Below are 26,029 nucleotides of genomic sequence, written 5' to 3'. Positions count from 1 at the left end.
ACGCCACCCTTTCACGAACGAGTGGAGAGTAATCGACGCATGGTAACAGAACCAGCAGGCACGCCGATTTGCTCTAACTGAGCCAAATAAGCAGGCACATGCACTTCCGCATGTGCCAACAACGCTTCAGACAAAATCTCTTCACCCTGCCCATTGAGCCACTGCGCATCAAGTGATAATGCCATCTGCTGCGCATCATGGCACATCCGCATCATTGGTAGATACTCAGCGGATACGCGTGATACATCCAAACAAAAAGACAACGTGTGTGCATGCATGGTCGGTAACTGGTCGCGAAAAAAATCCTGCGCCCGGGGATTACCCAAATCATTGCCCACCTGATAAATCGTGCGTCCATCATCCGCGCGAGCAACATATTGCCCATGCTCACCCAGTGTCAAACCTTGTTGCGTCATGTGCTGATGCACTTCATAAGCAGGCCACAGACCTTGCTTTTTGTGCAATTGAATCATCAATGGGGCACTCAATCGCTTAGACAAATCGTGTAAATACATGGCATAGCTGCCCAATGCAGCAGGATCAGGCATCGCTTGCACCTGCGCGACCAAGCGTTTGGCCAGACGCTGCGCCAACAAAAACCAATCTTGAATCAAGTGTGGCTGCGCATACTCATCACGATTGGCGAGCTGGAGAGTCAATCGCAAACCGCTGTACAAGACACTCGGCTCCAATGACTGCCAATTTGGTACAGCGTCCATTGAACCTGATCGACGCCCATATAGCCGCAACGGCAAATCGGTATCTAAGCTCAAATCGTATAACGCTTTTTCAATATCCTGAGCATGTTTGGGTTGCGGCACGACCAAGTCAATCACGCCATCAAGTGCATGGATGGCCGATGGGTATGTCGTTTGCACCCATGTTGAAAAACGAATCAATGGTTCAAAAACGGCCAAACTAGCCTGTTCACGAAAGTCTTGAGGGGCATAGTGCACCACTGATTCAGGCGAATCAATAGATTTTTGACTGTACTCAGCCTCAGAAGAATTAAGCACAGCTTGAGGCGTAGACGGCTCGAACAAGTCAACAGGCGTGTCCGCCACGGGTTCTGAATGAAACACCACCTCATGCACTGTCTCGTGAACGCCTTCATCAACCGCTTTATGAGTCAAAGGCTCTGAGACTTCATCAGCCAAATGATAGTGCACATTACTCAACGGTTCGCCCGTGTGCACAACCACGGGAGGATGTGCACTCACTGGGGCAGCCACGGTAATCGAGTGGTGAACGGGCACGTAAGAGACAGCCGCATAATCGTTGGCTGCTTTACTCAAAGGGGAAGCGGAGGCAGCAGGGACAGAGACCTCAACGTCTCGCGCCGTTGGCTCTGTTTCAACCAGAGGTAATAAAGATGGTTCACTGTAATGCTCGTCATGCAACGAGACCTCATCGTCATAAGTCACTCGTAGGGCAGCTTGCTGCGCTCGTTGACGCCGACCTGCGCGGGCAATTTGCCAATAACTATAGGTGGCTAACCCAACCAACAATAACGCCAACACCACCAAAGTCGATAATTCAAACTCACTCATGTATTGCTCTCAAAATATTGCGTCCATAAATCATTTTATTTTTTTGCATGTCCAAGGCCTGTGAAGAAAGCTTCAGTACCGCTTAATTTTCAGATGACGGTTACAAGCCAGCCATCTCCAACGCAGACTCCATATCAACGGCCACCACACGCGAGACGCCCTGCTCTTGCATGGTCACACCGATGAGTTGTTGTGCCATTTCCATCGCGATTTTGTTGTGAGAAATAAACAAAAACTGTGTGTACTCTGACATTTTTTTCACAAGGTTGGCAAATCGTTCGGTATTGGCATCATCAAGCGGCGCATCAACCTCATCGAGCAAACAGAATGGCGCAGGATTCAAACGGAATAAGGCAAAAACCAGAGCAATCGCCGTCAATGCTTTCTCACCACCTGACAACAAATGAATCGTCGAATTACGCTTACCTGGTGGCTGTGCCATCACTTGCAAGCCTGAATCAAGAATTTCTTCACCCGTCATAATCAACTTTGCCTCACCGCCGCCAAACAACTCGGGGAACAACTCACCAAAGTTTTTATTCACGGTGTCAAAAGTACCTTGCAACAAATCGCGCGATTCTTTATCAATCTTGTTGATGGCGTCTTCTAATGTTGTCATCGCCTCAACCAAATCCGCGGTCTGTGCATTGAGAAAGCCTTGACGCTCTTCGGCTGCTTTGAGCTCATCCAACGCAGCCAAATTCACAGGGCCGAGCGCATTAATCTGATTGTTTAATCTTGTAATCTCGGCTTGCAGCGCACTGGCGCGCGTGCCGTCTTTGAGTACCTCTTCGAGACGAACACGCAAAGCATCTTTGTCTACTTCAGCTTCGGAGAGTTGCTCAGCGTATTGCTCTTGATTGAGTCGCGCCGCTTGCTCTTTGAGTTGCAGCTGTGTGATGGCTTCACGTAAAGGTTCAATACCACGCTCCAAAGTCAGACGTGCCTCATCAGCCATTCGCAACTCGTGCGTCAGGGCATCAGCGGCAGCACGAGCTTGCGCGAGTGCCTCCTCACGGGCAACACGCAAAGCCAAAGCCTCTTGTAGACCCTCGTGATGAGAAACATCCGCAAACTCTTCCAGCAGCATCACTTGCTCTTCAAGCGATGTCTGCAAAAATTCAAGTTGCTGAACACACGACTGCTGGTTATATTCAATGTCCGCGATACGCTGAGTCAAGGTTTGCACGCGATACTGCGCATCACGCACACGGTGCTCTGCTTCACGATGCTGCGCACGCATTTTTGCCAGTTGTTCATCCAACTGATTGTAAGCTTCTTGGGCATTTTGAAGCTTAGCTTGCTGCTCAACCAGATGTGCGTCACCTTCATCAAATAAGGCTTGCGCCGTCATTTTTTGCGCGAGAAACTCTTCTTCTTGCAGTGAGATTTCGGCCAACTCATCATCAATCTGTGCATGACGTGCCATCAACTGTTCACTGGCCAGCTTGACTTTCTGAGTCTGCATTTGCAAATCATGTACCAAATTTGTGCAGCTTTGAGCTTGTGCACGCGCTTGAGCTTGCTGCTGATTGAGCTGATCCACTTTTGATTGTAAACGAGCCAACTCACCTTGTGCTTCATCGGTGAGCAAGTCTTGTGCACGCAGCTGCGTTTGGATATTTTCGATTTCTTGCGCTCGAGCGAGCATACCTGCTTGCTCGCTCTCTGCGACATAAAAACGCAGGGCATTTTTGCTTAACTGATGCCCATCACGCGTCACAATCACGCCACCTACAGGCAGTTGTTCGCGCAGTTGATACGCTTCATCCAGAGTTGGCGCAACATAAACCTGATGCAGCCATTGTGGTAACAAGCTTTGCAGCGTGGCGTCATGGGTTTTAACCATGCGCATCATGGGGGTGAGGCCTGAAATATCTGCGGGTACGCTGTTCACTTCATTGGCATAAAAGCTCAATTTGGCAGGCGGTGCATCATTAAAGAAGTTCTTTGCCCAATCCATGCGACTCAACTCTAGCGCGCCCATGCGGTCGGCCAATACGGCTTCCAACGCACTTTCCCAACCTGATTCGATATGCACCTTTTGCCAAAGTCGTTGACGCGTCGCCAGATTGTGCTTTTCCAACCACGGCGTGAGTTGACCTTGAGCTTGAACCTTTTCTTGCAACTGGGTCAAGGCTTCTAAACGAGCGTTGAGCTGGGCAATGCGCTGCTGTTCTTTTTGGGCCAACTCTCGAGCTGAGCCCAGTTCATCTTGAGCCTGCGGTAGTCGCTCGTCAACGTCGAGTAGTTTGGCTTGCGCTTCTTCTTGACGATATGTCGCATCATTGAGCTGATGCTCCAACTCCATCAGCTCACGGGCATCAGCTTGACCAGGTGCAACTTTTTCAAGCTGTAGGCGTTCGCGACGCTGAATGAGCAAATTGATTTGTCGGTCCGCATTGCGCTGATCATCAGCTGCGCGTGCGACTTTTTGTTCGACTTGCACGTACTGTGCATGGGCGCTCTGCATGGCCGTCAATGCGTCACGGTGGCGAGCTTCTAACTCTGGCACTTCCTCAGAGTCCATGGTCAGTTGCTCAGCTTGTGCTGCGTGCTCTTGTTCGGCTAACTCACGCTCCGTTACTGCGTTATGAGCTTCATCTTCTAACTCTGATTGACGGTTTTGCCACTGAGACAACTGCGCTTTGATTTGCTCCATCTGCGCTTGCACACGGGCACGGCCCTCGGTGATGTATTTGATTTCAGCTTCAAAGCGACTCACTTCGGTATTGGCCTCGTACAAACTGCCTTGCGCCGCATGAACCGCATCTGATAGCTCATAATGACGTGCACGTTGAACTTCTAACTCTGCTTCGGCATGACGTAGGTTCGCAATATGCCCTTCAAGCTCATTGGTCGCAGCGGATATTTGTGTCGCAATTTTATTTTGTTCAGCTTGAGCCTCGTCATAACGCAGCAACCACAAGAAATGCAACTTATCTTGCGCAGCGTTTTGTAGCTCACGATACTCTTGAGCCACTGTCGCCTGTATTTGTAGGCGTTCGACATGAGAATTCAATTCGCGCAAAATATCCTCAACGCGAGTTAAATTCTCTCGTGTGTCATGCAAGCGATTTTCCGTTTCTCGACGACGCTCTTTGTATTTCGAAACACCAGCAGCTTCCTCAAGAAACACACGCAATTCTTCAGGTTTCGCCTCAATAATACGAGCAATCATGCCTTGCCCGATAATCGCATAAGCACGCGGCCCCAAACCTGTACCCATAAAGATGTCTTGCACGTCACGGCGGCGAACTTGTTGGTTATTGATGTAGTAACTCGAACCGCCGTCACGGGTCAGCACACGCTTGACAGCGATTTCAGCATACTGACTCCACTGACCCGCCACACGGCTGTCGTTGTTATCAAACACCAGCTCAACCGATGCACGTGCAGCGGGCTTTCGATTGCCCGAGCCATTAAAAATCACATCGTGCATCGACTCACCACGCAGTTCCGAAGCCTTTGATTCGCCCAGCACCCAGCGTGTCGCATCCATGATGTTTGACTTGCCGCAACCATTTGGGCCAACCACACCCACCAGTTGCCCAGGCACGTGAAAACTCACAGGGTCAACGAAGGATTTAAAACCAGCCAATTTAATTTGAGTCAAACGCACGGCACACCTTTTTTAGTATTGATTCATTGGCTGAAAAAACCAACGACTGACAAAATAAAACCGCGATTTGGCGCGGTATATGAGGCGTCATCATACCATTTTTAACCTTATTTTAGGTAAATTGCGGGTATTTTTCGCTCAGGCATTCTTTTGTATTTTTCAAACAAATCAACATGTTAGATGGTTAGTGCTCATTTTCACCCCACCAACTCGAAATCAACCCTGCACCAATAATCAAAAGCCCTCCCAACCAAGCTCGAGTCGTCATGACTTCATTGGCCAACAACCAGCTCGATACGGCACCAACCACCAACTCGAAGGGAAAGATCACCACCGCCTGATGCGTGCTTAAATATTTCATGCCAAACTGGTACATTCGATTCGTGAACAACAGCAAGCCACCCATGAGCAGCACCAGTAAAACAGCCCAACCAAAAACCTCAACCCTTGGCAAATGCGGGCCTTCTTCAAACGGCAACCACGCCAATCCCAAAATCACCCCGCCCAAGCTCAAAAAGAACGCTCGTGAATCCTGAGCCATTTGCGGCGTTTTTCGCACAGAAATATTCAAAACAGCAGAGCCCAAACCCGCCACCAAGCCCGCCCACTCTGCAGAAGATTTTGGAAAAGGCGCACCCAACTCAGGGTCATACAACATCAATGCCGCACCAATCAAACCAACCGATACACCCAGCCAACCCGCCCAATTGGTTCGCTCTTTCAAAATAAAATGGGCCATAATGCTCGACCAGACAGGCATCAGATAAAATAACAACATCACCCGCATCACCTCACCATGCACCATGCCCCACGTGAACCCCAAGCTGCTGATTGCAGAACCCGCCATCATCAAGAACAACAAAGATAAAGGCACGACTCTCCATGAACCCGTTCGCAATGATTGATAGCCCAGAATAAAAGCAAACGCAGCCGCAGCAATAGACGCCGCCACACCCGCACTCATTCCGCTCATGCCCATTTGGTGCAAACCACGATACCCAAACCAACTAAGCCCCCAAAATACGGCCACTTCAATCAATGCCCAACGTGCCAATGTTTGTTTCTTCATATATTTCCTAAAATAAAAATGCCCGTGGCACACGGGCTTTATAGTGGTCAACGTTCAGATGATGCGTCTCACCCCTTTGAGTTAGACCAATATTCAACAGCGCTAACCGCCCTTAGCCACTCATCCCGACGGTTGTTGACCAGTTCATTGGTGATTGAACGCTCAAAAACAGCGTCGACCTGCCAATGTTGCTTTAACTCATCAACGCCAGACCAAAAGCCTACCGCCAAGCCAGCCAAATACGCCACACCCAGTGCGGTGGTTTCCAGCATTTTGGGCCGAACGACACAGATGCCCAGCAAATCGGCTTGAGTCTGCATGAGCACGTTATTGGTTGAAGCACCACCATCCACACGCAGATTAGTCAATGGCACACCTGCGTCTTTTCTCATGGCGTCCAACACGTCAGTGACCTGATGTGCAATCGCATCCATGGCAGCGCGAGCGATATGCGCCCGTGTCGTGCCACGCGTTATCCCAAACATTGAGCCTCGCGCTTTGGGGTTCCACTGCGGTGCACCAAGCCCTGCGAATGCGGGCACAAGACACACACCATCACTGTCGGGCACACTGGCGGCCAAAGCTTCAATTTGACTCGCTGACTCAATCAGATTGATCCATCACACAACCACAGCACCAACGCACCAGCAATAAAAATACTGCCCTCTAAGGCATATTGCACTTGACCATCAATCTGCCATGCGATGGTGGCGAGTAACTGATTATTTGATTTAACGGGCACATCACCCGTATTCATCATCATAAAACAACCCGTACCGTAGGTGTTTTTCACCATCCCTGACTCAATACACATTTGCCCAAATAATGCAGCGTGCTGATCGCCCGCCACACCCGAAATAGGTATCGATGAGCCGAGCAATTGGGTATAACCGTAAATTTCACTGGATGATTTTACCGTCGGCAACATCGCACGCGGGATATCAAGCAGCACCAGTAGCTCATCATCCCACTGAAGGCTGTGAACATTAAACAACAATGTGCGAGAGGCATTGCTCACATCCGTCACATGCACTGAACCACCCGTCAGATGCCATATCAGCCACGAATCTATGGTGCCAAAAGCAAGTTCACCACGCTTTGCGTTCACGTGCACCCGCGACGTTATCAAGCAACCACTTAACTTTAGTACCCGAAAAATAGGCATCCAGCAGCAACCCAGTTTTATCTTGAAATGTGTTCAAGTGGCCTTGTTCTTTCAAATCATCACACATCCGAGCAGTTCGTCTGTCCTGCCAAACAATCGCATTGTGAATTGGCTCGCCCGTCACTCTGTCCCAAACCACTGTGGTCTCACGCTGATTGGTGATGCCAATACCCACAATATCAACGGCTTCCAAATTTACTCTGCGTAATGCCAAACGCGCCACCTCAATCTGTGACTTCCAGATGCTTGTCGCATCATGCTCAACCCAAGAGGGCTGAGGATAAATCTGTGCAAATTCCTGCTGCGCACTACTGACTGTGTTGCCTTTATGGTCAAAAACAATCGCGCGCGAGCTGGTTGTCCCCTGACCCAAGGCTAAAATATACTTACCCATGCGTGTGCTCCATCACTTGTTGCATATACGCAGTCAAACGTGCTGTTGAGATATCGTCGGCATACAAGCCAAGCTTGGTGCGACGCCACAAAACATCTTGCGCACTACGCGCCCACTCGTGTTTCATCAAGTAATCCACTTCGACTGCATACAGCCTCGGCGACAGCTCTTGCCCCAGTTCATTCATCTCACTCAAACCATCAAGAAAAACATCCATTCGCGTGCCATAAAGCCGTGCGTAATGCTTCACCAAAGATTCAGACAACCACGCATAGCGAGCAGTCTGTTGTCCGAGAAACATTGAAAAATCTGCATTGGGTATATCACCACCAGGCAGCGGCTTATTTGCGGTCCAGCACGTCTCAGAAATGGGCAGCACCTGTGCAATTTTACTCAACGCGTCTTCAGCCAGCCGACGAAATGTGGTGATTTTACCGCCAAACACAGACAGAACGGGTGCAGCATGCGTATCCAAATCGAGCAAATAATCACGCGTCACGGCGGCAGGATCGCCATGATTGTCCTCGAGAAATGGCCGCACACCAGCATAAGTAGCAACGATGTGGTCACGCGGCAACGGGTGCTTAAAATACTCATCCATCACATTAACGAGGTAACTTACCTCAGCATCATCAATTTCAACCTGCCCTATATCACCGTGATAATCAACATCTGTTGTGCCAATGAGCGTGAAATCATTTTCATAAGGAATGGCAAAAACAATCCGTTGATCCGTATGCTGAAAAATATAAGCATACGGATGGTCAAAGACTTTCTTCACAACGATGTGACTGCCTTTGACCTGACGCAATCGATGGGTTGAAGTTGTGTTCAGCGTGGTTTGCAGTAGTTCAGCAGCCCATGGCCCAGCCGCATTCACCACCACACGAGCACACACAGTACGCTCGATGGTTAGATGGTTTTCGGATGACTCATAAGTCAGCTGCCACAAATTTTCAGAACGCACAGCTTGCGTGACTTTCGTGCGGGTCATGATGGTGGCGCCATGCGCTTGTGCATCCATGGCATTAAGTACCACCAAACGCGCGTCATAAACCCAACCATCCGAATACTCAAAGCCTTTTTTAATGAACGTCTTCAGTGGTTTACCCGCAGGATGGCTTGCAAAATCGATACCTCTCGAAGCCGGTAATATAGTACGTCGAGCCAAATGGTCATAGAGAAACAAGCCCGCACGTATCATCCACGTCGGTCGCAAATGCTCAACATGCGGCATAACGAAACGCAACGGCCAAATAATATGTGGCGCAGCACGCAACAGCACTTCGCGTTCTTGCAAGGCTCTTCTCACCAAACCAAACTCATAGTGCTCTAAATAACGCAGTCCACCATGAATGAGTTTAGAGGAGGCCGATGAGGTGTGCTCTGCCAAATCATGCTGCTCGCACAACAAAACCTTCAATCCACGTCCTGCCGCATCACGCGCAATTCCCGTACCATTGATACCGCCACCGATGATGACCAAATCATAAGTTTCTATATAAGCAGTTTTTGGTTGTTGGTTTGTCATAAGTATTTTGGAGTATTTACATCACCCCAGAGTTGAGAGCCACCAGAGCCCCATACCGCAACCACTCGCTTCAGACAGACTGGTTTTGCATTCTGAATTTTTAGCACAGTTAATATCCTTTTCCTGACGTGATATTCACAGGCTTAGTCTTAGCCTACAAATCACAAAGCAACTCACTCGTACATGAGTCATTCTCAAAGTGTATCACAGCCCCAATCAACTAAAAATTGTAAAATTTTTCAATATCACCACACAGCATTTCACTCGACATCCGACTATAATGTCGGTTTATTGATCACAACCGAACCAAGGACAAAACATGAGCCAACTCGAACAATTCATTGACGCCGCATGGGAGCAACGCGCCGAATTCACCCCAAAAAACGCACCTGCCGACGTGCGCAACGCCGTCGCTGACGTCATCGCTCAGCTCGACAATGGCGCACTACGCGTCGCGAACAAAGTCGAAGGCACAGCAGGCGAATGGAACGTGAACCAATGGGTCAAAAAAGCCGTGCTTCTGTCATTCCGCCTCGAAGAAAACGCCGTCATGAGCGCAGGTGGCTACACCCAGTTTTACGACAAAGTGCCCTCAAAATTTGCTAACTACACCGAGGCCGACTTCGCCGCAGGTGGCTTTCGCGTCGTGCCAAATGCCATGGTACGCCGTGGTTCATACATCGCAAAAAACGTCGTCCTCATGCCCTCATATGTGAATATCGGCGCGTATGTCGATGAAGGCGCAATGATTGACACATGGGCGACTGTCGGCTCATGTGCTCAAATCGGTAAAAACGTTCATCTCTCCGGTGGCGTCGGCATCGGCGGCGTGCTCGAACCCATGCAAGCAAACCCCACCATCATCGGTGACAACTGCTTCATCGGCGCACGCTCAGAAGTCGTCGAAGGCGTCATTGTCGAAGACAACTCCGTCATCTCTATGGGCGTCTATATCGGCCAATCCACCAAAATCCTCGACCGCGAAACAGGTGAAATCACCTACGGCCGTATCCCCGCTGGCTCCGTCGTCGTCTCTGGCAATCTGCCCTCGAAAGATGGCACATACAGCCTATACTGCGCCGTCATCGTTAAAAAAGTCGATGCCCAAACCCGCAGCAAAACCAGCATCAACGAACTACTACGCGGTGTTTAATTTCACCCCTCACCCTACCCCTCTCACAACGTAATAGGGGTAGGGTGAGAGGAACGCACATTCAAATCATCAACCAACAACATGCAGACAAAAAAATCATCGCGTTATTCGTATCCGCAACACTATTCATCAGCTGCTCGTCATTGTCCGCCACCTCAAATCAGACAAATGATTTAATCTTGGGGAAATGGGACTGTTTGACCACCATGCAAATAGCCGATGAAGAGCTTGCTGTCACAATGACGTTTAAGCATAAAGACATACTCACGAAAACCGACTGGCTAAGTAACGCAGAGGGTGTCATTCTAGTAAGTACAGCCACAGAGTAAGAGTCACTACATATTCGAGAGTTTGCAACAAAAAGCAGCTATCGAGCCAAGAACCAACTCATACATAGCACACTCCAAGAGCTCAATCCAACATTAAGCAGTATATCCGAGCCAAAAACGGAGCTGGGCTTTTTGCTCAATACAGTACTTTCCTTAACAAACTTATCCTTACTACAAGACATCGAAAAGCAAACCATAGAGACTTACGAGGTCACAGAAATCACCAGCACAGCACTAAAAATAAAATCCGCCGACAAAGAACTGCAACCCACTGAACAAACTCAAACCACCTGCACACGAATCAAATGATTACTATATACGGCATCCCCAACTGCAACTCCGTCAAAAAAACCCGCACGTGGTTAGACGAACACCAAATCGACTATGTCTTTCACGATTTCAAAAAACAAGGGATTGATGAAAAAACCTTAACAAGCTGGCTCACTGTCATACCTTTAGATGTTCTCATTAATAAAAAAGGCACGACATGGCGCGGCTTATCACCAGAGAGCCAAGCGAAAGCCACTCAAGCCAAAACCGCCATCGAACTCATGATGAACCACACGTCCGTCATCAAACGCCCAGTTGTGGTCAGTGACAAAGGTCTATTTGTCGGTCATGATGAAGTCGCTTTACGCAAAGAGTTCGTTGCCGCAACAGATGAGAACCATTAAATTCATCTTCTTTTAGGCAAAGTCCCAACCTTCTCTCCATACAAACGCAACACGCAAAAAGGGCGGTTCTAAAACCGCCCTCTGACTTGTATTCAAAACACACTTCTTGCTCAAGCTGTCAGCCCCTCGCTTTTTGATAAGCTGAGTATATCCGATAACCAAACAACACAGATAATGCGACCGCGAACACAACAGGCCAGAACACATCTGACTTCACAATCATATAAAAGTGCACGACGCCACCAATGGCGATGAGATAGATGAGCTTGTGCAGTTTAAGCCAGCGTTTCGCGCCGATACGGCGCAGCATTTTGTCTGCTGAAGTGACTGCGAGCGGTATCAAAAGCAAAAAGCTCACCATGCCAACAGCAATGAATGGACGTTTAATGACATCAGCCACCGTGCCGCTGATGCTCCAGCTTCGATCGAAACCCATATAAGTAAGCAAGTGCAAACAGCCGTAAAAAAACGCAAATAATCCGAGCATGCGGCGGTATTTAATCAAAAAGCCCCAGCCGAAGAGCTTGCGCATGGGCGTGACGCACAATGTGAGCAATAAAAATATCAGAGTCAACACACCAAATGTGCGAATCGACAGCTCGACGGGATTCACGCCAATCTGACCATGCGCAAAATCCCACAGCATGATGAGCAAAGGGATGAGCGCATTAAAAAAAATCAGGGTTTTATAAAACTGAATATCAGACGCTGTGGGTTTCATGATGAATGACCTTTAGAAAAATGCTTTTAAATCCATGCCTCGATACAACGAGGCCACTTCATCTGCATAGCCATTAAACATCAGCGTAGGACGACGGGAGAACTCACCAATGCGCTGCTCATCAGCCTGAGACCAACGCGGGTGATCAACCGTCGGGTTCACATTTGAGTAAAAACCGTACTCATTGGGCGCGGCTTTGTTCCATGTGGTGGGCGGCACTTGATTGGTTAAGGTGATTTTGACGATAGACTTGATGCTTTTAAAACCGTATTTCCACGGGACGACCAATCGAATCGGCGCACCGTTTTGATTCGGCATCGGCTGACCGTACAAACCTGTCGCCAATAGAGTCAACGGATGCACCGCCTCATCCAATCGCAACCCCTCAACATAAGGCAGTTCAATGCCCGCGAACCGCCCATTGGGCATTTGCCGTTTGTCATAGTAGCTTTCAAAAGCAACATAACTCGCGCCGCTCTGCGGCTCAACCAACTCAAGCAATTTCGCCAACGGAAAGCCCATCCATGGAATCACCATTGACCACCCCTCCACACAACGAAAGCGATAAATGCGCTCCTCCTGACCCAACGCCAACAACTCCTCCAAACCAAATGCCCGTGGTTTGGCCACCATCCCACCCACCTCAATAGACCAAGGCTGCGTCACAAACTCTGAAGCCTCAACCGCCACAGCCGTTTTGTTGGTCGAGAACTCATAAAAATTGTTGTACCGCGTGATTTGGGCAAAAGTATTGGGTTTATCAGCCATCGCAGCAGCCGTATCAGTAGGACTGGGTGAAACGACCGTTTGTATCGGCTCAGATGAAGCAAGTGGCTCTGGCACAACGGCAGGGTTAAAGTAACGATAAACTCCCGCTGTCGCCGCACCAGTGGCTGCCACTAAGCCAGCCCTCATAAATAAGCGACGGTTTTTATAAACATCTTCTGGGGTGATTTCGCTGGGTTTCAATTGTTGGCTCATAGTGAATGCTCCACGGTTTTGGGTCATGTTGACAATGTATGTTAGACGTTATCACCACAAGAAAATGACACATTCGCGTCAGATTTATCGAAAAAGGCGCATTTTTTGCCGTTTTTGGTATAATGTCTCACTTTTTTCGGTCTGACACAGACTAGAAAATCACGAACGCGACCCACATCCTATACTTATAACAGAGACTATCGCGTTTCACCTCTTAGCCGAAGGCCGAGACAGCGCGATAATGCGCGCGCAGGGAATCACGCGAAGCACTCAATGAGTGCGAACAAAAAGGATGTCTATGCAACACAAACACCTAAGTTCAAAGAAAAAAAATCAATCCCGTAATGCCACCGTTATGGTGATTGACGGTAACAAACCCATGACTTCGTTCGAGATGAACAAATGGGTCTTGCGTCATGGCAAAAAAGTATTTTTTGGCTTGGCAGCCACCACCGTTGTACTCGCTGTCAGCGTTGCCTCGCTCAGTCTCAAACAACTTTCAACAGCCCAAGAAAACATCGCATTAAGCGAGCAAGTCAAAGCGTTGGAGAACTTCACCTCAGCCGAAGCAGCAGCTAAAATCAACGAGCTGAAAAAAACCGAATCAACGGTCAATGCACTGCAAAACTACTTATTAGAGCGTGGCATCAATCCTGACGGCACACTGCCAAACAGCACCAAACCTCAAGACACTAAACAAGACAATCAGCCATTGCCGATTGGCGGCGCTTATCGCCCCATCAGCGTCCAAACACCTTATGGCAATCAGTTTAACCAACGCGCGACTTCGATTTTTGACAGCATCAAAAATGTGCCGCTTGGACTGCCTCACACGGGGGTTATCACATCAACTTTCGGCAACCGCAGCAATCCATTCGGTGGCGGTGGTGGTGAAGACCACAGCGGCATTGATTTTCGTGGCACAATTGGCGAACCCATTCAATCGACCGCTGACGGTGTCGTGGTGCAAGCTGGTGCAGCCAGTGGTTATGGTTATGCGGTAAAAATCGCGCATGGCTATCAATTTGAAACGCTTTATGGCCATCTGTCTGCCGTAGATGTCTCTGTGGGTCAAAAGGTCAAAGCAGGTGATGTGATTGGTAAACTGGGAAACACAGGACGCTCGACTGGCCCACACCTGCACTACGAAGTTCGCCAAGCAGGCATCCCGATAGACCCTGCGAACTTTCTACAACTCAAATAAATACAGCCCTCACAAAAATTTCGCGGTCATCCCGCGAAATTTTTTGCGTGCACTCTAACCCAACGTGGAAATACATTTATGTTCGGCAACAAAAGCACCTCAGAAAACCTCAACCACAGCCTCACACTCATTGGCGAATCTGCAACGATTGATGGAAACCTGTCTACCAAAGCCTCCATCAAGGTGGATGGTCGCATCAATGGTGACGTCAAAGTCGAGGGACGTGTGATTTTGAGCGAAAGCGGTCATATTCAGGGCAACGTCAACGCCTCAGAGGTCGAAATTTACGGCAAACTCGATGGCAATGTGACCGCCAAAACACTCAGTCTACGCTCTGGCGGCTACATCACAGGCAACATTTCGGTCAAAGACCTCGAAATCGAATCGGGCGCAAACTACCAAGGCCACGTACAAATGCAAGCGAGTGTGACCACCACTGTCTAACCACTCGGCTTTGTGCGGCCTAATTGTCATTCAGGCCGCTTCTAGCGTATAATAGCGGCTTTCGGCACACTTTTTGACACGAGAACATCATGCCTATTTACGCTTATCGTTGTGCACACTGTGGACACACCAAAGACGTTTTGCAAAAAATCAGCGATACACCGCTGACGAGCTGCCCTGCCTGTGGACAAGAGACGTTTTCCAAGCAAATCACCGCAGCGGGTTTTCAACTCAAAGGTTCAGGTTGGTATGTCACCGACTTTCGTGGCGGCTCGGGTGGCTCGGAAACCAGCAGCACCAGTGTCGGCGGTGAAACGGCAGTGAGCACTAGCACATCGGCAACCGAATCAACCACAAGCGCAGCCTCCAGCAGTGCCAGCTGCGCCCCTGGCTGTGGTTGCCATTAATCCTTATTTATAAAGTCCGCCATGCGTCGTCATTTCACCAGTGCCAAAATCCGCAACTATCTTGTGACAGGGATATTTGTTTGGGTACCCATCATCATCACCGTGGCAGTCATTGGTTGGGGTGTTGGTGTTTTGCAAGGTATTTTTACCAGTGTGGTCGATGCGATTGCCAGTGTGTTGCCTGCGGCCATGCAGGATGAGTTTTTAAACATTAAAAACATTCCTGGCTTGGGTGTGATTTTGGTCATACTTTTATTGTTCACCACGGGCATGATGGCGGCTAACTTCCTCGGCCAGTGGTTTTTAAAGGTACTTGATCAACTGCTCTCGCGCATTCCGATTGTCAAAAGTGTTTACGGCAGTGTCAAACAAGTGTCGGACACCCTATTTTCCAGCAACGGACAGGCATTTCGCCAAGCCCTTTTGGTGCAATACCCGCGCGCAGGTGTTTGGACAGTAGCATTCCAGACTGGCTCGCCGAGCGGCGATGTCGCGGCGAAACTACCCGAAGACTGCTTAAGTGTCTATGTACCGACCACGCCGAATCCAACCTCTGGCTTTTTTCTCATCATGAAAAAGACCGACGTGGTTGAGCTGGACATGAGCGTGGACGAAGCGCTCAAATACATCATCTCTATGGGTGTGGTCTCGCCCAATGATGGTGAGGCAAATATCAACGCAAAAGCCCCACCAAAAATCAATTCAGTGAAACCAAACGAAGCATTGAACGACTAAAACACACCGCTCACTCAGCGTGAGACAACCATTAACCAAACTTTATCGAAACAACAGAGAGAAACTTATGAGCATGCGCAGTCATTTTTGCGGTCTTTTGACCACAGCACAATTAGAGCAAACCGTCACCGTCTGCGGCTGGGTCAATACCCGTCGTGACCACGGCGGCGTGATTTTTATCGACGTGCGTGACAAAGAAGGCATTGTGCAAGCGGTATTTAACCCAGACCAAGATACCATGTTCAAGCTCGCAGGCACACTGCGCAACGAGTTTTGTATCAAAGTGGTTGGTCGTGTGGTTAAACGAGATGACAAACTCATCAACCCAAAGCTCAAAACAGGCGAAATCGAAATCGTCGCGCAAGAACTCGAAATCCTCAACGCCTCGATCACGCCGCCGTTCCAACTCGATGAAGAAAACTTATCAGAAACCACACGCTTGACCCACCGCGTTCTCGATTTGCGCCGCCCGCAAATGCAGCACAACATGAAACTGCGATATAAAACTGCAATGGCAATTCGTAAATTCCTCGACGCGAACGACTTCATCGACATCGAAACACCAATGCTTACAAAATCCACACCCGAAGGCGCACGCGATTACCTCGTGCCTTCACGTGTGCACGATGGTCAATTTTTCGCCCTGCCACAATCGCCACAGTTATTCAAACAGATGTTGATGGTTGCTGGTTTTGACCGCTACTACCAAATCGTTAAATGCTTCCGTGACGAAGACTTACGCGCTGACCGTCAACCCGAATTCACACAGGTGGATATTGAAACCTCATTCATGTCAGAAGAGGACATTCGCGGCGTATTTGAGGGCATGATCCGTGGCGTGTTCAAAGAGGTTTTGGATGTTGAATTGGCCAATCCGTTCCCAGTGATGACTTACGCGGACGCGATGGCGCTGTACGGCTCAGATAAACCTGACTTACGCGTCAACTTGCAATTCACCGAACTCACCGACGTGATGAAAAACGTTGAATTCAAAGTATTCAACTCAGCCGCCAACCTCGAAGACGGCCGTGTCGTCGCTCTGCGCGTACCGAACGGCGCAGAACTCTCTCGCTCAGAAATCGACGCCTACACCCAATTCGTCGGCATCTACGGTGCGAAAGGCCTCGCTTACATCAAGATCAACGAAATCGAAAAAGGTCGTGACGGTCTGCAATCACCGATTGTGAAAAACATCGACGACGCGACTTTAACCGAAGTGTTGAATCGCACTGGCGCTCAGAACGGTGACATCATTTTCTTCGGCGCTGACCGTGCCAAAATCGTCAATGACGCCATTGGTGCGCTGCGCATCAAAGTCGGCCACGAAAAAGGTCACGCATCCAAAGATTGGCAACCACTCTGGGTCATTGATTTCCCAATGTTCGAATACGACGACGAAGCCAAACGCTACGTTGCCTGCCACCACCCCTTCACCGCTCCGAAAGACGGCCACGAAGACCATTTGAGCACCAATCCAGCTCTGTGCACCGCAAAAGCCTACGACATGGTATTGAACGGCTGGGAAATCGGTGGCGGCTCAGTGCGTATCCACCGTGAAGAAGTTCAATCCAAAGTATTCCGCGCACTCAACATTGGTGCAGAAGAAGCCCAAGAAAAATTCGGCTTCCTCCTCGATGCTCTCCAGTACGGCGCGCCGCCACACGGTGGTATCGCATTTGGCCTCGACCGCATCGTCACCATGATGGCAGGCGCAGAGTCCATCCGCGACGTTATCGCGTTCCCAAAAACGCAACGCGCGCAATGCCTGCTCACGCAAGCACCATCGCCAGTGGACGAGAAGCAACTGCGCGAACTGCACATCCGCCTGCGCAACAACCCTGCACAACTCGCCGAAGTCAAACGCGACGAAGCATAAAAGAGAAAGCAGCCGAAAGGCTGCTTTTTTGATCGTTCGGCGATTTAGACTCACACAGAATTCTCACTCAACCTACGTGTTTATACTGATCAAATCTCGTCAACAATCGCAAAGTCAGGTTTCACTCTGCGGTAGACCACAGAATCACCACTTAATGATGCCGCGCACCACCTTAATTAAACCACCCACGGTAGAACCCCCGTTATCCTTGGCCAAACGGATGAGCGCATCATGAAAGCCGAGATTAGGGAATGCCGCCTCAACCGCTTTGATATTCGCGCGGCTCATGCCTTTACGAACCATCCCTTTATTGGCATCAATCCAGTCCGCTTTGCGGCACGCTTCAATCACCGCCTCATGCGGCCCACGATACGCTGTGATTTTGTGATGCCAGTGAATCGCACCTTGCAGCGCCTCAGGGTTCAGACCCCAGCCATACTTGGCATTGTCCGCCAAAGCAACTGCCTCGGATGGCTCTAAGTACGCCAAGGCATGATTCGTCCACAAAGCAATATCATGATAGACAAAAGCTGTCTCAACCAGCTGCTCATGCTCTGGCGAATTACCCAAAAAATGCATGGCATAAGTCACCGCACGATACACGTGATTGCGGTAACCGGGTAAATCCCCACCAATTTGAGCAGCATAAGGTGCCAAAAGCTCATCAATACGGGTGCGGTTTTGTTGAATAATGATATCTGACATGGTGACGGTACTCTCCAAAAACAATGAATATCGCCCATTATAGATAATGACTGCGCCCAAAACCATTGCATATTGAACGTTCTAACGGCATTTTGCGCACAACTTGAAAAGACTTTATCTTTTAACTGCACTACGCCGTCAACTACACCGCGGATTTAACCCGAAAAACGTATCTTTCATTTCTCTGCGTGCAGTGGTTTTGCCCTATTTTAAAGCGTACAAGAAGAGTCGCAGTTGCAATAAGCTCTCACACATCATCCACATAAAACCATTCCAGTTCTTTGTGAGGCTGCTGACTTTTGAGCTGTTTTTCGTAAGCATCCACTTCTTTTTGCCATTGTTCAGGGTCTAAGCTCAAACTCGCGCGTGTGCGCTCAATCCGCACGGGGCGGTCATCGTAGCTGTGTACCAAATACTTTTGCACACTGAGAATCACCTCTGGGTTAATCGCTGTACCCTCGGCGATTTTTTGCTCCAGTATGTTTAACTGTTTGTGGATGGCATTTTGTCTGGTTTCATCCAACACCTGCGCACGCTCGGTATAAGAATCGAGGATCAAATACTCAGGCTCAATCCCCGTCAGCAACGACGCATACAAACGATCATGCCCATCGAGCAAGACAAACGCATCCAATCCCGACATAAACCACAGCAACAGCGGTGGCAAAGTGCCGCCTTGGTCAGTCGCCTGCATCTCGCGCGCCACTTTACACCAGTACTTCACCCGCCCCGATTCAGCCGCATCCACCAACCAATCAAAAGGCGCGGCAAATAAAGGGATGATGCTGCCATTGCCGCACATCGCCCAATCGATGTAACACAACGGCGCGCCGAAAAACTCAGCGGCTTGTCGCTTATCGTCGTATAAATTGCGCCAATGCCGCTGTAAACCACGGTGCGGCGTATAAGTCCGCTCATCATCACGGTCGCTGTACTCCAAAGCCCACAAACCTTGCGCCAATGGCGTATGCGGCGAATCCATCAACCCGCGCGCAAACCATTTCGCCCAATACTGTCGGCGCTCTAAAGGTGACAAATGCTTTTGTGCCTGAACCTGCGCTGAGTGGATGTGCGGCAGCAATGCCACATCCGTACTGCGAGGCAAACTACGCCACAAATACACCCCGTAATAACCATCCTCAATCTCTGCCCAAAACAGCGTTTGAGCACCCACACTGAGCTTCGTGCGACAGCCGCGCCCGCTTTGCAAAATCAAGGCGGGTTTGCGCGTGGTCTGAACGCTCATTAATAGACCCTGCCATTGGTCAAGATCGTTGCGGGAGTCTTGGAAATAAATTGCAGCCATGATTTTTTTATGAAAACTTTAGCCAAAGTAGTAGGGGCAGCTCATAGCCGCCCCTACTAGCGCCGTCATTAAGTCAACGCCTCCTTTGATGAAATTCACGTGCTATTGAATAGCAAACAACCTAATATTATCGACACTATATGGCTGAACTATAACATCTTGACTTTGTAATTCCATGCTAATTTCATTGATGGCGTCTTTATGTGTATTGCCATCGATTGCAAACAATGTTTGTTTCGGTAATCGATGACGGATGCGCTTTATTTTCCCCACCCAAACATCACCATGGCTGTACACTTCACTGATCTTTTCCTGACCTAAGTACATGGGTTTGATGATTTTATAAGGTTCATCATCTCGAACATTCACAAAAGGAAAAGCGACGCTCAAACCGTGTTCACTAATAGTACGTGTCGTAAAACTTCGGCCTGTCGTTTTAATGATGGCTTTTACATCGTTTTCAACTCGCTTCTCAGCGCTGAGGCGAGCATCAAAATTTTGTCTCACATAGTGTTCAAAAAGACGGCTCAATTCATTACTCGGATCATCTGACATGACAACACGGTAAGCGCTCATTGTGATGCTGGCTTCACGTGGATGCACAAAGGCTTGGAATAATAAGCGTTTACCAGCACCGTCTAAATTCAATCCTTTGAAGACTAAATCTTTAAGTGTTTCTTTAAACTCGCTAATGATTGTACGATAACGCGCTTTATCAAATCGGTCAAAAAACAATGGAACTCGGTTTGCTGCGGGAGACACTATTTTGAAATCAATAAAATTCAAACTTGGGCAGCACGCAAGAACCCCTACGTTTGCAAACTCTTCAGTTTCTGCAAAAGGACGAAAACGCACCAGTGAATACAATACGGGCGCTTCTTGATTATATGGATTGCCAAAATTCTGATTTTTCATAATGGTTCAGTATAGCATCTATATGCTGACGGCTCAATCTTTGAGCAGGTAGATCCTGCTCATCATTTGCCCATTGCCATTCATGAGGCAACGAGTTCCAAGCGCTGTCAAAAGTTTTTAAGGCTTGCTTCATTCGATGCGTGTAACTGTCTCGCTCGACCCAATCATTACAAAAGTATTGCCATTGGTCTCCAAATAAATGCATCTCCAAGAATGTATTAACACTATATTCAGGGTCAAATGCTAAATTGTGGTCAATCACAAATAATTCAAAATCAGAGCTATTAAAAATGAGATTGTGATTGCCAATTGTTCTATCTGTGTTATTTATCCATTTATCAAACACCAAGATATCACGTTTAAGATTATTAGGTAATCGTGCTATTTGATGAGACTCTAACCATTCTATGCCTCTGCGCTCTTGCGACCCGAAAGAATAGCCGACGCCGATAGTTTGGTGATGGGGTGGTAATTCAACATGTAGGGTCTCATCAACGTACAACAAACAAAAAGTGGGAATCGGCAAACCAAAAGATTGTGCCAAATGTGCACATAACCACTCGTTTACTTGACTTTGTCGATTGGCTTGCAAACCTTTGACGAAGTATTTTTGACCGTCGCTCGCGGTGCAGTAAAATGGTGCAGTCATACCCTGTATTGCTTGGGAGTGAATTGATTTAATTTTTATCAAAGTATCACCATGTTTTAATATTATCAATAAGTGTATTGCCCAAATCAAACTACGCACTTTATCAGCACGTAGGGTGCATATATTAAATTCTCTCAATGCCCCCTATGTTTTGAATGATAAATCAATTTCCCAACTTACTCAAATCCCGCACCGCCCCCTTATCCGCACTCGTCGCGAGCATTGCATAGGCTTTCAACGCAGCCGATACCTTACGTGGGCGTGAATTAGCGGGTTTCCAGCCTTTGGCGTCTTGCGCGGCGCGGCGTTTGGTTAATTCTTCATCACTCACTTTGAGGTGAATGGTGCGCGCTGGGATGTTGATTTCGATGATGTCGCCGTTTTCAACGAGGCCAATCGTGCCGCCTGCTGCAGCTTCGGGTGAGGCGTGGCCGATGGAGAGGCCTGAGGTGCCGCCCGAGAATCGTCCGTCAGTGAGGAGGGCGCAGGCTTTGCCCAAGCCTTTTGATTTAATGTAGCTGGTTGGGTAGAGCATTTCTTGCATACCGGGGCCGCCGCGTGGGCCTTCGTAGCGGACGATGACGACGTCGCCTGCTTGGACGCGGTCGTTGAGGATGTCGTCAACGGCTTGCTCTTGCGATTCGGTGACATGCGCTTTACCGCTGAACACGTGGATGGATTCGTCCACGCCTGAGGTTTTGACGACGCAGCCGTTTTCGGCGATGTTGCCGAACAGTACCGCGAGGCCGCCCTCGGTGGAGTAAGCGTTTTCGAGTGAGCGGATGCAGCCCTCTTTGCGGTCGTCGTCCACGCTGTCCCAGCGGGTGGATTGAGAGAACGCGGTTTGCGTGGGGATGCCCGCAGGACCTGCGCGGAAGAAAGTGTGGACGGCTTCGTCTTTGGTCAATGTGATATCCCATTTCGCCAATGCGTCGGCCATGGTGTCTGAGTGGACGGTGCGCACGTCTTTGTGCAGCAAGCCTGCGCGGGAGAGTTCGCCCAAAATGCCGAATACGCCACCTGCGCGGTGCACGTCCTCCATGTGGTATTTTTGGGTGTTCGGCGCGACTTTGCACAGTTGCGGTACTTTGCGTGAGAGCTGGTCGATGTTGGATAAGTCAAACGGCACGCCTGCTTCTTGCGCAGCGGCGAGTAAGTGCAGAATCGTGTTGGTCGAGCCGCCCATGGCGATGTCGAGTGCCATGGCGTTTTCAAACGCTTTAAAGTTGGCGATATTGCGTGGCAGCACTGACTCGTCATCTTGTTCATAGTATTTTTTGCACAATTCAACGATGGTGCGGCCAGCGGTGAGGAATAATTGCTCACGATCGGCGTGGGTGGCCAGTGTTGAGCCATTACCTGGCAATGACAAGCCAAGTGCTTCGGTCAAGCAGTTCATGGAGTTCGCTGTGAACATGCCTGAGCATGAGCCGCAAGTTGGGCAGGCGCTGCGCTCGACTTGGGCGACGGTTTCGTCATCGACTTTGCTGTCGGCAGCCATGACCATCGCGTCAACCAAATCTAATTTTTTAATCTGAATGGTTTGTGTGTTTGGCACCGCCAGACGAACCTTGCCCGCTTCCATCGGGCCACCTGAGACGAAAATCACAGGGATGTTCAGACGCAATGCTGCGTTAAGCATACCGGGGGTAATTTTGTCACAGTTGCTGATGCACACGAGCGCGTCGGCGCAATGCGCGTTGACCATGTACTCGACCGAATCGGCGATTAAGTCGCGGCTGGGCAATGAGTAGAGCATACCGTCGTGCCCCATGGCGATGCCATCATCCACCGCGATGGTGTTGAATTCTTTCGCCACGCCGCCTGCACGCTCAATCTCACGCGCGACCAGTTGACCCATGTCTTTGAGGTGGACGTGACCAGGGACGAACTGGGTGAATGAGTTGGCGATGGCAATAATCGGCTTGCTGAAATCATCATCTTTCATGCCCGTGGCGCGCCATAAGGCACGAGCACCAGCCATATTGCGACCTGCGGTGGATGTTTTTGAACGGTATGCGGGCATGTGAATCACCTTTTAAAATGAGCTGTAAAAGCATAAGGATAGCACAAAGCCCCGAACTTTCGGGGCTTGGGCATCTGTCGTGGCTGCAAATATCTGCTTAGTACAAAAATGACTTGGCCAGCACCAATTCTCCTTGTTTGAGCAGCTGGACGGTGTAGCTCTGCTGCTTTTCACGCGGGGTGTTTTCGTCCGTGATGACGGTCAGGCGACCCGTGATATGGTCTTTCTTTCCGCTGTTGTAATAATAATTGATGTACACCTGATACGTGCCGCGCATGCCGCTGTGCGTGGCGAAAATCTGTGGGGCGCTGCCGTCGTTGGCCGCGTCTTGGTCAATCGCTCCGCCGCTGGGGATGACGCGTTGGCCGTACCATGCGTGCTCGCCGTTGCGCGTGATGACGTGCAGGTCGATGACTGTACAAAAAAACTTTGGATAGCAAAATAAACAACACGAGATAATCGATGAATCAAAACCTTGCCCCATCATAAACTCATTAAAATAGCAGCTCTTATTCATGACGCCTTATTTTGAGGCACATTTCCACTCTATCTTTAATCCTATGACGCCCAAAATTCCCATCTCTGTACTCGTTATTGTTTACACGCCTGATTTACAAGTCTTAATGATGAAGCGCACCCAAAAAGCCCATACAGGCGACTTTGAGAAAGACTTCTGGCAATGCATCACAGGCAGCTTAGATACACCAAACGAGTCACCACGAGATGCAGCGGTCAGAGAGTTGTTTGAAGAAACGGGCTTAATCGCCAGCGAACATGAGTTACAAGACTGGCAACACACATCCGAATACGAAATTTTCCCGCAGTGGCGACACCGATATGCCAGCGGCGTGACACAGAATACCGAACATTGGTTTGGCCTGCTTGTACCAAACACATCGGTACAAATTACCCTCGCACCACTCGAACACACACACCATCAATGGTTGCCTTACAGACAGGCCGCTGATTTATGCTTTTCTTGGAACAATGCAGACGCGATACGAACCCTGCCTGAGCGACTAACGATGACTACTAAGGATAAAGAGTCCTAGACAAGCAACAAAAAAGCCACCGCAATCGCGGTGGCTTTTTGTATTGGCACTCCCAAGGGGATTCGAACCCCTGTAACCACCGTGAAAGGGTGGTGTCCTAGGCCTCTAGACGATGGGAGCTTAGAACTTTTTGCATATTAGCAATTTTTACAGCAGCGAAAAAGCGATTTAATGCTCTTTCGTCAAAATACTTGGCACTCCCAAGGGGATTCGAACCCCTGTAACCACCGTGAAAGGGTGGTGTCCTAGGCCTCTAGACGATGGGAGCCTAAAACTATCACGTTTGGTGGAGATAAGCAGGATCGAACTGCTGACCTCTTGCATGCCATGCAAGCGCTCTCCCAGCTGAGCTATACCCCCGATACGCACAAAAAAAACAAGCTTTTCGTGCACACAAATGCGAAGAAACGAGATTATGCAGGACTTCTGGCTTTTTCGCAAGTCATTTTTATCAATTATCCATTGACAACCCAACTTACGCAGTCCAATCCAAAATTACTTTGCCACTACTCCCCGAGTTCATCGCAGCAAACCCCTGCTCAAAATCATCAACCTTAAAATGATGCGTGATGAGTGGGCTTATATCAAGTCCCGATTGAATCAATGCCACCATTTTGTACCACGTTTCAAACATTTCTCGGCCATACACACCTTTTAATTCAAGCCCTTTAAAAATCACTTGATTCCAATCTATCGCCGTTTCTTCGGGCGGAATGCCAAGTAAGGCAATTTTGCCACCATGATTCATCTGCGTCAGCATCTGGCGAAAGGCAGAAGGATTGCCCGACATCTCTAAACCGACATCAAAGCCCTCGTGCATGTCTAGCTCTTTCATGACGGTGGGCAAATCTTCTCGCAAGACATTCACCGCACGAGTCGCGCCCATTTGCCTTGCCAAATCCAAACGGTAGTCATTCACATCAGTGATCACCACGTGACGGGCAGCGACATGCTTGGCAATCGCAACAGCCATGATACCAATCGGCCCAGCGCCTGTGATGAGCACATCTTCTCCCGTGAGGTTGAAAGACAAGGCCGTATGCACCGCATTACCAAATGGATCAAAAATCGCCGCCAAGTCATCAGAAATATTATCAGGAATCGGGAACGCATTAAATGCGGGAATCACCAAATACTCTGCAAACGCTCCTGCACGATTGACACCCACACCAACGGTATTGCGACACAAATGACGTCGCCCAGCGCGACAATTACGGCAATAACCACAGGTGATGTGTCCCTCACCTGAAACTCTTTGGCCAATCGTAAACCCTGAAACCTCTTGCCCCATACCCGCAACGACGCCAATGTACTCGTGTCCGACTTGCATCGGTACAGGAATGGTTTTTTGCGCCCATTCATCCCAGTTCCAAATGTGCATGTCTGTGCCACAAATGGCGGTTTTGGTGATTTTAATCAGCAGGTCATTGTGACCGACTTCTGGCATGGGCAAATCCGTGAGGGTTAATCCTTTGTCTCTGGTCAGTTTGGCGAGCGCTTTCATGGTGGACTCCTGTTGTA

The 26,029-nt window shown here is 49.2% G+C and carries 25 protein-coding genes and 3 tRNA genes; 9 read left to right on the top strand and 19 right to left on the bottom strand.

The genetic code is table 11. The annotated features are described in order from the left end of the window. Positions 1 to 11: 11 nt before the first annotated feature. The 7 genes from IE082_RS07375 to glpD form a co-directional block, all read right to left on the bottom strand. A complete protein-coding gene (locus tag IE082_RS07375; protein ID WP_189493276.1) occupies positions 12 to 1,550 on the bottom strand; it encodes a cell division protein ZipA C-terminal FtsZ-binding domain-containing protein in 1,539 nt (512 codons plus the stop codon). Positions 1,551 to 1,650: 100 nt separating this feature from the next. Beyond that, on the bottom strand, positions 1,651 to 5,172 hold the full coding sequence (gene smc / locus IE082_RS07370) for a chromosome segregation protein SMC (RefSeq protein ID WP_189493275.1): 3,522 nt from the start codon (positions 5,170 to 5,172) through the stop codon (positions 1,651 to 1,653). A 184-nt stretch (positions 5,173 to 5,356) separates the two neighbouring features. Then, on the bottom strand, positions 5,357 to 6,241 hold the full coding sequence (locus IE082_RS07365) for a DMT family transporter (protein ID WP_189493274.1): 885 nt from the start codon (positions 6,239 to 6,241) through the stop codon (positions 5,357 to 5,359). A 68-nt stretch (positions 6,242 to 6,309) separates the two neighbouring features. Continuing rightward, positions 6,310 to 6,822: an FGGY-family carbohydrate kinase gene (locus IE082_RS11360; protein WP_373295079.1), complete on the bottom strand. Its 513-nt coding sequence runs from the start codon at positions 6,820 to 6,822 to the stop codon at positions 6,310 to 6,312. Positions 6,823 to 6,848: 26 nt separating this feature from the next. Continuing rightward, a complete protein-coding gene (locus IE082_RS11355; protein WP_268244687.1) occupies positions 6,849 to 7,406 on the bottom strand; it encodes an FGGY family carbohydrate kinase in 558 nt (185 codons plus the stop codon). Further along, entirely contained in the window at positions 7,330 to 7,800 is a 471-nt protein-coding gene (locus IE082_RS11350; RefSeq protein WP_268244686.1) for an FGGY family carbohydrate kinase, read from the bottom strand. The genes IE082_RS11355 and IE082_RS11350 overlap by 77 nt, the downstream gene beginning before the upstream one ends. Next, positions 7,793 to 9,331 (bottom strand): glycerol-3-phosphate dehydrogenase, encoded by a 1,539-nt coding sequence (gene glpD, locus IE082_RS07355; RefSeq protein WP_189493273.1) that lies wholly within the window; start codon positions 9,329 to 9,331, stop codon positions 7,793 to 7,795. The genes IE082_RS11350 and glpD overlap by 8 nt, the downstream gene beginning before the upstream one ends. Before the next feature lie 319 nt (positions 9,332 to 9,650). Between glpD and dapD the strand changes: the two genes are divergently transcribed. From dapD to IE082_RS07340, 3 genes are all read left to right on the top strand, one after another. Next, positions 9,651 to 10,484: a 2,3,4,5-tetrahydropyridine-2,6-dicarboxylate N-succinyltransferase gene (dapD, locus tag IE082_RS07350; RefSeq protein ID WP_189493272.1), complete on the top strand. Its 834-nt coding sequence runs from the start codon at positions 9,651 to 9,653 to the stop codon at positions 10,482 to 10,484. A 461-nt stretch (positions 10,485 to 10,945) separates the two neighbouring features. Next, positions 10,946 to 11,122 carry a hypothetical protein gene (locus IE082_RS07345; RefSeq protein WP_189493271.1) on the top strand — a complete coding sequence of 59 codons (177 nt, stop codon included), beginning with the start codon at positions 10,946 to 10,948 and terminating at the stop codon, positions 11,120 to 11,122. Next, complete coding sequence (locus IE082_RS07340; RefSeq protein WP_189493270.1) at positions 11,119 to 11,487, top strand: arsenate reductase; 369 nt, start codon at positions 11,119 to 11,121, stop codon at positions 11,485 to 11,487. Before IE082_RS07345 ends, IE082_RS07340 begins: the two co-directional genes overlap by 4 nt. A gap of 118 nt (positions 11,488 to 11,605) precedes the next feature. On the opposite strand, the gene msrQ is transcribed toward IE082_RS07340, so the two are convergent. Together msrQ and msrP are read right to left on the bottom strand one after the other, a co-directional pair. Continuing rightward, the gene (gene msrQ / locus IE082_RS07335) at positions 11,606 to 12,208 is read right to left on the bottom strand and encodes a protein-methionine-sulfoxide reductase heme-binding subunit MsrQ (RefSeq protein ID WP_189493269.1); all 603 of its coding nucleotides are present in this window, start codon (positions 12,206 to 12,208) and stop codon (positions 11,606 to 11,608) included. 12 nt (positions 12,209 to 12,220) lie between these two features. Next, positions 12,221 to 13,189, bottom strand: a complete 969-nt coding sequence (gene msrP / locus IE082_RS07330; protein WP_189493268.1) for a protein-methionine-sulfoxide reductase catalytic subunit MsrP — start codon at positions 13,187 to 13,189, stop codon at positions 12,221 to 12,223. A 298-nt stretch (positions 13,190 to 13,487) separates the two neighbouring features. Here msrP and IE082_RS07325 point away from each other — a divergent pair, with 298 nt between their 5' ends. From IE082_RS07325 to aspS, 5 genes are all read left to right on the top strand, one after another. Beyond that, complete coding sequence (locus IE082_RS07325) at positions 13,488 to 14,393, top strand: M23 family metallopeptidase (protein ID WP_189493267.1); 906 nt, start codon at positions 13,488 to 13,490, stop codon at positions 14,391 to 14,393. Positions 14,394 to 14,471: 78 nt separating this feature from the next. Then, positions 14,472 to 14,837: a bactofilin family protein gene (locus IE082_RS07320; protein WP_189493266.1), complete on the top strand. Its 366-nt coding sequence runs from the start codon at positions 14,472 to 14,474 to the stop codon at positions 14,835 to 14,837. Positions 14,838 to 14,926: 89 nt separating this feature from the next. Beyond that, complete coding sequence (locus IE082_RS07315) at positions 14,927 to 15,244, top strand: FmdB family zinc ribbon protein (protein ID WP_189493265.1); 318 nt, start codon at positions 14,927 to 14,929, stop codon at positions 15,242 to 15,244. A gap of 21 nt (positions 15,245 to 15,265) precedes the next feature. Next, positions 15,266 to 15,979 carry a DUF502 domain-containing protein gene (locus tag IE082_RS07310; protein WP_229809762.1) on the top strand — a complete coding sequence of 238 codons (714 nt, stop codon included), beginning with the start codon at positions 15,266 to 15,268 and terminating at the stop codon, positions 15,977 to 15,979. Between the two features lie 67 nt (positions 15,980 to 16,046). Beyond that, complete coding sequence (gene aspS, locus IE082_RS07305) at positions 16,047 to 17,855, top strand: aspartate--tRNA ligase (protein WP_189493264.1); 1,809 nt, start codon at positions 16,047 to 16,049, stop codon at positions 17,853 to 17,855. A 144-nt stretch (positions 17,856 to 17,999) separates the two neighbouring features. Here the strand turns inward: aspS and IE082_RS07300 are convergent, their stop codons facing one another. From IE082_RS07300 to IE082_RS07275, 6 genes are all read right to left on the bottom strand, one after another. Continuing rightward, on the bottom strand, positions 18,000 to 18,560 hold the full coding sequence (locus IE082_RS07300; protein ID WP_189493263.1) for a phosphohydrolase: 561 nt from the start codon (positions 18,558 to 18,560) through the stop codon (positions 18,000 to 18,002). Positions 18,561 to 18,807: 247 nt separating this feature from the next. Further along, on the bottom strand, positions 18,808 to 19,866 hold the full coding sequence (locus IE082_RS07295) for a hypothetical protein (protein ID WP_189493262.1): 1,059 nt from the start codon (positions 19,864 to 19,866) through the stop codon (positions 18,808 to 18,810). A 102-nt stretch (positions 19,867 to 19,968) separates the two neighbouring features. Further along, positions 19,969 to 20,781, bottom strand: a complete 813-nt coding sequence (locus IE082_RS07290; RefSeq protein ID WP_189493261.1) for a DUF3037 domain-containing protein — start codon at positions 20,779 to 20,781, stop codon at positions 19,969 to 19,971. Beyond that, positions 20,750 to 21,430, bottom strand: coding sequence for a HipA family kinase (locus IE082_RS07285; RefSeq protein ID WP_189493260.1), 681 nt, complete (start codon positions 21,428 to 21,430; stop codon positions 20,750 to 20,752). Before IE082_RS07285 ends, IE082_RS07290 begins: the two co-directional genes overlap by 32 nt. A 163-nt stretch (positions 21,431 to 21,593) precedes the next feature. Then, positions 21,594 to 23,456: a dihydroxy-acid dehydratase gene (gene ilvD / locus IE082_RS07280; RefSeq protein WP_189493259.1), complete on the bottom strand. Its 1,863-nt coding sequence runs from the start codon at positions 23,454 to 23,456 to the stop codon at positions 21,594 to 21,596. Positions 23,457 to 23,553: 97 nt separating this feature from the next. Next, positions 23,554 to 23,973, bottom strand: coding sequence for a YfaP family protein (locus IE082_RS07275; RefSeq protein WP_189493258.1), 420 nt, complete (start codon positions 23,971 to 23,973; stop codon positions 23,554 to 23,556). Between the two features lie 43 nt (positions 23,974 to 24,016). Here IE082_RS07275 and nudB point away from each other — a divergent pair, with 43 nt between their 5' ends. After that, positions 24,017 to 24,508 (top strand): dihydroneopterin triphosphate diphosphatase, encoded by a 492-nt coding sequence (gene nudB, locus IE082_RS07270; protein WP_189493422.1) that lies wholly within the window; start codon positions 24,017 to 24,019, stop codon positions 24,506 to 24,508. A 44-nt stretch (positions 24,509 to 24,552) separates the two neighbouring features. On the opposite strand, the gene IE082_RS07265 is transcribed toward nudB, so the two are convergent. The 4 genes from IE082_RS07265 to tdh all read right to left on the bottom strand — a co-directional run bounded on the left by IE082_RS07265 (position 24,553) and on the right by tdh (position 26,012). Next, a tRNA-Glu gene (locus IE082_RS07265) sits at positions 24,553 to 24,628 on the bottom strand. A gap of 72 nt (positions 24,629 to 24,700) precedes the next feature. Further along, positions 24,701 to 24,776 (bottom strand) — tRNA-Glu (locus tag IE082_RS07260). Between the two features lie 16 nt (positions 24,777 to 24,792). Next, a tRNA-Ala gene (locus IE082_RS07255) sits at positions 24,793 to 24,868 on the bottom strand. A gap of 115 nt (positions 24,869 to 24,983) precedes the next feature. After that, complete coding sequence (tdh, locus tag IE082_RS07250; RefSeq protein ID WP_189493257.1) at positions 24,984 to 26,012, bottom strand: L-threonine 3-dehydrogenase; 1,029 nt, start codon at positions 26,010 to 26,012, stop codon at positions 24,984 to 24,986. Positions 26,013 to 26,029 lie beyond the last annotated feature (17 nt).

The sequence above is a fragment of the Formosimonas limnophila genome (genome assembly GCF_014652675.1).
GTDB lineage: Bacteria > Pseudomonadota > Gammaproteobacteria > Burkholderiales > Burkholderiaceae > Hydromonas > Hydromonas limnophila.
Note: the sequence above shows the minus strand (reverse complement) of the source record. Positions and strands in the feature narration are given on the sequence as shown.

What these genes read in the sequence shown, in the direction of transcription:
- IE082_RS07295 (WP_189493262.1), bottom strand. Translation starts at nt 19,866, where the DNA reads ATGGCTGCAATTTATTTCCAAGACTCCCGCAACGATCTTGACCAATGG.
- msrP (WP_189493268.1), bottom strand. Translation starts at nt 13,189, where the DNA reads ATGAGCCAACAATTGAAACCCAGCGAAATCACCCCAGAAGATGTTTAT.
- IE082_RS07340 (WP_189493270.1), top strand. Translation starts at nt 11,119, where the DNA reads ATGATTACTATATACGGCATCCCCAACTGCAACTCCGTCAAAAAAACC.
- IE082_RS07300 (WP_189493263.1), bottom strand. Translation starts at nt 18,560, where the DNA reads ATGTCAGATATCATTATTCAACAAAACCGCACCCGTATTGATGAGCTT.
- IE082_RS11350 (WP_268244686.1), bottom strand. Translation starts at nt 7,800, where the DNA reads ATGGGTAAGTATATTTTAGCCTTGGGTCAGGGGACAACCAGCTCGCGC.
- IE082_RS07285 (WP_189493260.1), bottom strand. Translation starts at nt 21,430, where the DNA reads ATGACTGCACCATTTTACTGCACCGCGAGCGACGGTCAAAAATACTTC.
- IE082_RS07310 (WP_229809762.1), top strand. Translation starts at nt 15,266, where the DNA reads ATGCGTCGTCATTTCACCAGTGCCAAAATCCGCAACTATCTTGTGACA.
- IE082_RS07275 (WP_189493258.1), bottom strand. Translation starts at nt 23,973, where the DNA reads ATGAATAAGAGCTGCTATTTTAATGAGTTTATGATGGGGCAAGGTTTT.
- IE082_RS07365 (WP_189493274.1), bottom strand. Translation starts at nt 6,241, where the DNA reads ATGAAGAAACAAACATTGGCACGTTGGGCATTGATTGAAGTGGCCGTA.
- nudB (WP_189493422.1), top strand. Translation starts at nt 24,017, where the DNA reads ATGACGCCCAAAATTCCCATCTCTGTACTCGTTATTGTTTACACGCCT.
- IE082_RS07375 (WP_189493276.1), bottom strand. Translation starts at nt 1,550, where the DNA reads ATGAGTGAGTTTGAATTATCGACTTTGGTGGTGTTGGCGTTATTGTTG.
- dapD (WP_189493272.1), top strand. Translation starts at nt 9,651, where the DNA reads ATGAGCCAACTCGAACAATTCATTGACGCCGCATGGGAGCAACGCGCC.
- IE082_RS11355 (WP_268244687.1), bottom strand. Translation starts at nt 7,406, where the DNA reads ATGCCTATTTTTCGGGTACTAAAGTTAAGTGGTTGCTTGATAACGTCG.
- glpD (WP_189493273.1), bottom strand. Translation starts at nt 9,331, where the DNA reads ATGACAAACCAACAACCAAAAACTGCTTATATAGAAACTTATGATTTG.
- aspS (WP_189493264.1), top strand. Translation starts at nt 16,047, where the DNA reads ATGAGCATGCGCAGTCATTTTTGCGGTCTTTTGACCACAGCACAATTA.
- IE082_RS07290 (WP_189493261.1), bottom strand. Translation starts at nt 20,781, where the DNA reads ATGAAAAATCAGAATTTTGGCAATCCATATAATCAAGAAGCGCCCGTA.
- IE082_RS07320 (WP_189493266.1), top strand. Translation starts at nt 14,472, where the DNA reads ATGTTCGGCAACAAAAGCACCTCAGAAAACCTCAACCACAGCCTCACA.
- IE082_RS07315 (WP_189493265.1), top strand. Translation starts at nt 14,927, where the DNA reads ATGCCTATTTACGCTTATCGTTGTGCACACTGTGGACACACCAAAGAC.
- tdh (WP_189493257.1), bottom strand. Translation starts at nt 26,012, where the DNA reads ATGAAAGCGCTCGCCAAACTGACCAGAGACAAAGGATTAACCCTCACG.
- msrQ (WP_189493269.1), bottom strand. Translation starts at nt 12,208, where the DNA reads ATGAAACCCACAGCGTCTGATATTCAGTTTTATAAAACCCTGATTTTT.
- IE082_RS07325 (WP_189493267.1), top strand. Translation starts at nt 13,488, where the DNA reads ATGCAACACAAACACCTAAGTTCAAAGAAAAAAAATCAATCCCGTAAT.
- ilvD (WP_189493259.1), bottom strand. Translation starts at nt 23,456, where the DNA reads ATGCCCGCATACCGTTCAAAAACATCCACCGCAGGTCGCAATATGGCT.